Raw genomic sequence first — 789 nt, 5'->3', positions numbered from 1 at the left:
GAGCCGTGGTTGCACGGGGAAGACGTCGGAATTGTCGAAGCCCAGCTTTGTTTCGGGTTCCCTGGTCTCGAGCCACCCGAAGTTGGGCACCGCGGCGGCGAGATGCACGGTCGCCGCCGTGCACACCGGACCAAGGGGATTGTGCGGCATCAGATCCACATAGTGCGCCTCACTCCAGCCAGCGATTTTCATCGCCTCGGTGAGCCCGCCGACATTGCAAACATCGAGCCGGTTGAACTGATGGATGCCGCGCTCGACGTAGGGCAGGAACTGCCACTTGCTGGCAAACTCCTCGCCGATGGCAAAGGGGATGTCAGTCATCGTGCGCAAGGATTCGTAGGCCTCCGGTGTCTCGTCCCGTATCGGCTCCTCGAGGAAATCAAGCACGCCGCGGCCGAGCTTGTTGCAGAAGCTCGCCGCCTCCGCCACCGACAGCCGATGATGATAATCGACGCCGATGACGACGTCGTCGCCCAGCGCCTCGCGCGCCTTGTTTAGCATGGTCGCGGTAGCGCCGATGGACTCGCGCGGCTCGAAGATGTCCCTGCTGTTTTGCCCGACGGGGAAGAAGCGGATCGCCTGCCACCCCTGTGCGCGTAGCTCGCGGGCTCGTTCGATGGCAACGTCACCTTCGGCCTCGTCTCCGGTCGAGGCGAAGGTAGGGATGCGGTCGCGCTGCTTGCCGCCCAGCAGCTCGTAGACCGGCACCCCCAGCGCCTTGCCCTTGATGTCGTGAAGGGCGATGTCGATGGCGGAAATCGCCGCCTGCAGAACTCGGCCGCCTTCGAA

At 64.1% G+C, this 789-nt stretch carries 1 protein-coding gene; it reads right to left on the bottom strand.

Going from position 1 to position 789, the window contains the following annotated elements; all coding sequences use genetic code 11:
- On the bottom strand, positions 1–789 hold a 789-nt coding region (locus tag E5W87_RS16095), incomplete at both ends, for a mandelate racemase/muconate lactonizing enzyme family protein (protein WP_292399155.1).

The organism is Mesorhizobium sp., from assembly GCF_004962925.1.
In the GTDB taxonomy this organism is placed as follows: Bacteria; Pseudomonadota; Alphaproteobacteria; order Rhizobiales; family Rhizobiaceae; genus Mesorhizobium.
Note: the sequence above shows the minus strand (reverse complement) of the source record. Positions and strands in the feature narration are given on the sequence as shown.